At 56.0% G+C, this 3,121-nt stretch carries 5 protein-coding genes and 1 pseudogene; 5 read left to right on the forward strand and 1 reads right to left on the reverse strand.

Features of this window, described 5'->3' with window-relative positions; all coding sequences use genetic code 11:
* Positions 1-278: 278 nt before the first annotated feature.
* A complete protein-coding gene (locus ACR0M9_RS20945; RefSeq protein ID WP_480774585.1) occupies positions 279-644 on the reverse strand; it encodes a winged helix-turn-helix transcriptional regulator in 366 nt (121 codons plus the stop codon).
* 124 nt (positions 645-768) lie between these two features.
* Here ACR0M9_RS20945 and gstA point away from each other — a divergent pair, with 124 nt between their 5' ends.
* The 5 genes and pseudogenes from gstA to ACR0M9_RS20970 all read left to right on the forward strand — a co-directional run bounded on the left by gstA (position 769) and on the right by ACR0M9_RS20970 (position 2,964).
* Positions 769-1,380, forward strand: a complete 612-nt coding sequence (gene gstA / locus ACR0M9_RS20950; RefSeq protein ID WP_480774586.1) for a glutathione transferase GstA — start codon at positions 769-771, stop codon at positions 1,378-1,380.
* Complete coding sequence (locus ACR0M9_RS20955) at positions 1,377-1,757, forward strand: nuclear transport factor 2 family protein (protein WP_480774587.1); 381 nt, start codon at positions 1,377-1,379, stop codon at positions 1,755-1,757. The genes gstA and ACR0M9_RS20955 overlap by 4 nt, the downstream gene beginning before the upstream one ends.
* Before the next feature lie 4 nt (positions 1,758-1,761).
* Positions 1,762-1,983, forward strand: coding sequence for a tautomerase family protein (locus ACR0M9_RS20960; RefSeq protein ID WP_480560863.1), 222 nt, complete (start codon positions 1,762-1,764; stop codon positions 1,981-1,983).
* Positions 1,980-2,054 (forward strand): annotated as a pseudogene (locus ACR0M9_RS20965) (hypothetical protein); the annotation flags it as partial. The gene ACR0M9_RS20960 and the pseudogene ACR0M9_RS20965, both read left to right, overlap by 4 nt.
* Positions 2,055-2,091: 37 nt before the next feature.
* On the forward strand, positions 2,092-2,964 hold the full coding sequence (locus tag ACR0M9_RS20970; protein WP_480774588.1) for an NAD(P)H-dependent flavin oxidoreductase: 873 nt from the start codon (positions 2,092-2,094) through the stop codon (positions 2,962-2,964).
* Positions 2,965-3,121 lie beyond the last annotated feature (157 nt).

Here is a 3,121-nt window from a genome sequence, read left to right on the forward strand (position 1 = left end):
GCGATGAGCTGAGGCGGAAATCGGTGACGCTTGTAGCTGATTGACGATGTCTTCATCAATGTCACCTACAGCCAATGTCGGGCATCAGCAGCCTAACGACAGTTAATGTGGCAACACAGAAAGAAAGGCTCGAGACACGCCATTTGCGCGTCGATCAGCCAGAAAAAACCACTCATGTCACCGCTCCGTTTTCGGAGCTGTGAAGCACGCGGCACAACAAAAACCAATGAATCCTGACCCTAGATTTGCTGCAAAGCTGTCCGAGAAGACGGGACCACTTAATCTGCCCCCTGTTGACTACTTTGTCGTGCCTTCAGTCGGTGGCCGACCTGAACAATCGCGTCAAGGGCCGGGGTCAATTCGGCCCCAAGCTCGGTCAGGCTGTATTCCGTCGAGGGGGGCGACGTGCGCCGGACATGGCGGACCAGCACACCTCGTGCGGCCAGTTCCGACAAACGGGCCGAAAGTACCTTGGCAGAAATCGGCGGAATATCCGAACGCAGTTCACTAAAGCGGCGTGGCCCGGCCCGCAACGACCAGATCACGTTCGGCGCCCAGGCACCTGCAATCACAGCCATGCATTCGGTCAGCATGCAGGGTTCGGGTGGCGCCGGGCTTCGGTTTTTCCGCATCTTCAGGGCCATGAGGCGTTACCAGGTTTCTGCTGGGTTACTCTATTTTTTAAGTAACCATCAGAAACCTAGTTGTCAACGGATATGCCCTTCTCCATGTCTATGGTGCCACCAGTAATCCCCAGAAAGGAATACCATGAAACTCTACTACAAACCGGGCGCATGTTCGCTTGCCAGCCACATCGTGCTGACCGAAATCGGCACTCCCTTCGAAACTGAGGCCGTTGATACCGCGGCTGACCGCACTGAATCCGGCGCGGATTTTAGATCCATCAACCCCCGAGGATATGTGCCGGTGCTTGCGCTGGACGACGGTGAACTTGTCAGGGAGGGATCCGCTATTCTTCAATATCTTGCTGATAAGTACCCGTCCTCTGATCTGGCACCATCAAACGGAACGATGGCCCGTACACGGGTTCAGGAATATCTGAGTTTTGTGGCGGCCGATCTGCACAAATCCTTCAGCCCGCTGTTCAAGGGTGATTCCACCGACACCGAAAAAACCAAGGCGCGCAGTATCGTCAAAACAAAATTCGATCAGGTCGAAAACATACTGGCCGATGGGCGGGAATACCTTGTGGACGGAAAGTTTTCGGTCGCGGACGCATATCTTTTCGTTGTCTCGAACTGGGCAAATTTTACGGAAATCGATTTGTCCGGCTGGCCAAGCCTGAAAGCCTATGTCGAGCGGGTGGCAGCACGTCCCGCAACACAAACGGCGATGCGCGCCGAAGGGCTGATCCAATGACCCCGGCCGATCACAAAGCTGTGGTCGAATTGATGGAGGCCTATTTCGAGGGCCTTCATCACGCCGACAGCAACGCCCTGAGACAGGTGTTTCACCCGAAACTGGCGTATATCTGCGCCACCGAAGGGGATGAGCTGTATCTGGATCTTGAGAGCTATATGGCCCGTGTGGATCAGCGTGAACCGCCAGCCAAGCGCGGTGACCCGCGCGATGAAGAGATATTGCAGATCTCCTTCGGCAGTCCGAGGCTGGCCCATGTCATGGCCCGTATGTCGATGATGGGGCGCGATTATCTGGATTACCTTTCCCTTGTCCGCCACGGCAATGACTGGCGGATTGTCACCAAGGTCTTCTCCTACGTTCCAAGGAAGGATTAAAATCATGCCATATGTGAATATCAAAGTAACCCGTGAAGGTGGTCCTGACGGAACCGGCCCAAGCCAGAGCGAGAAAGCAAAGCTGATCGCCGGAGTGAGCGAACTGTTGCACGAGGTGCTGGGCAAAAACCCGGCAACCACAGTCGTCGTGATTGACGAGGTCGATCTGGACAACTGGGGCATCGGTGGGCTGCCGGTTGTCGACTACCGAAAGACGGCCACGTGAAAACCCGGCTGACCGAGCGCCTGAACCTGTCCCACCCGACCATTCAGGCGCCAATGGCGTTTGTTGCGGGTGGGTCGTTGGCCTCGGCTGTGACGCAGGCGGGCGGGCTTGGGTTGGTCGGCGGGGGGTTACGGCGATCGGGACTGGATTGCGCAACAGTTCGATGCAGCCGGAACCACCCCTGTCGGGTGCGGTCTGATCACATGGAAGTTGGCAGAGCAGCCCGCTCTGCTCGATTACGTGCTGGAGCGCGGGCCAGCCGCGGTCTTTCTGTCCTTTGGTGATCCTGCACCCTTTGCCGACAGGATCAAACGGACGGGCGTTCCGCTTATCTGCCAAATCCAGACACTTCGGGACGCGCTGCGTGCCATTGCGGTTGGCGCCGATGTCATCGTGGCTCAGGGGGCCGAAGCTGGTGGCCACGGCGAGGTGCGCGGCACGATCGCGCTTGTGCCCGAAGTGGCGGATAAAATTGACGCATCGAACAGTTCGGCTGTACTTTGCGCCGCCGGTGGTATCGGCGATGGTCGCGGTCTGGCTGCGGCCCTGATGCTTGGCGCAGATGGCGTTGTGATAGGAACTCGGTTTGTTGCTGCAGATGAGGCGCTGATCCATCCACAGATTCTCAGTGACATCTTGCGCGCATCAGGGGATGAAACCGTTCGAACCTCGGTTCCCGACATCATTCGCGGTTATTCTTGGCCGGACCGATACTCAATCCGGGTACGTCGAAATAATTTTGTCAGTAAATGGCATGGTCGAGAAGCCGCGCTAGACGCCGGCTTGGATGTTCAAAGACGACTTTGGAACGATGCTCAGAATTCCGGAAATCCGTCAATCGTTCCCGGTATTGTCGGCGAAGGTGTGGGTATCATAAGAACCTCGAAACCTGCAGAACAGATCATTGACGAGATCATGCGCGATGCGATCAACCTTATCAAAGGTGAAGGCGGCAGACATTTGTTTCGGCATAAGGCTTGATTGTCAATCGGTCAAAAACGCGATTAGGTGGGATTTAACGGTGTTGCCACATTAACTGTCGTTAGGCTGCTGATGCTTGACATTGGCTGTAGGTGACATTGATGAAGACATCGTCAATCAGCTACAAGCGCCCCCGGTTTCCGCCTCAGCTCATTGA

It is taken from the genome of Ruegeria sp. CH2 (genome assembly GCF_056537065.1).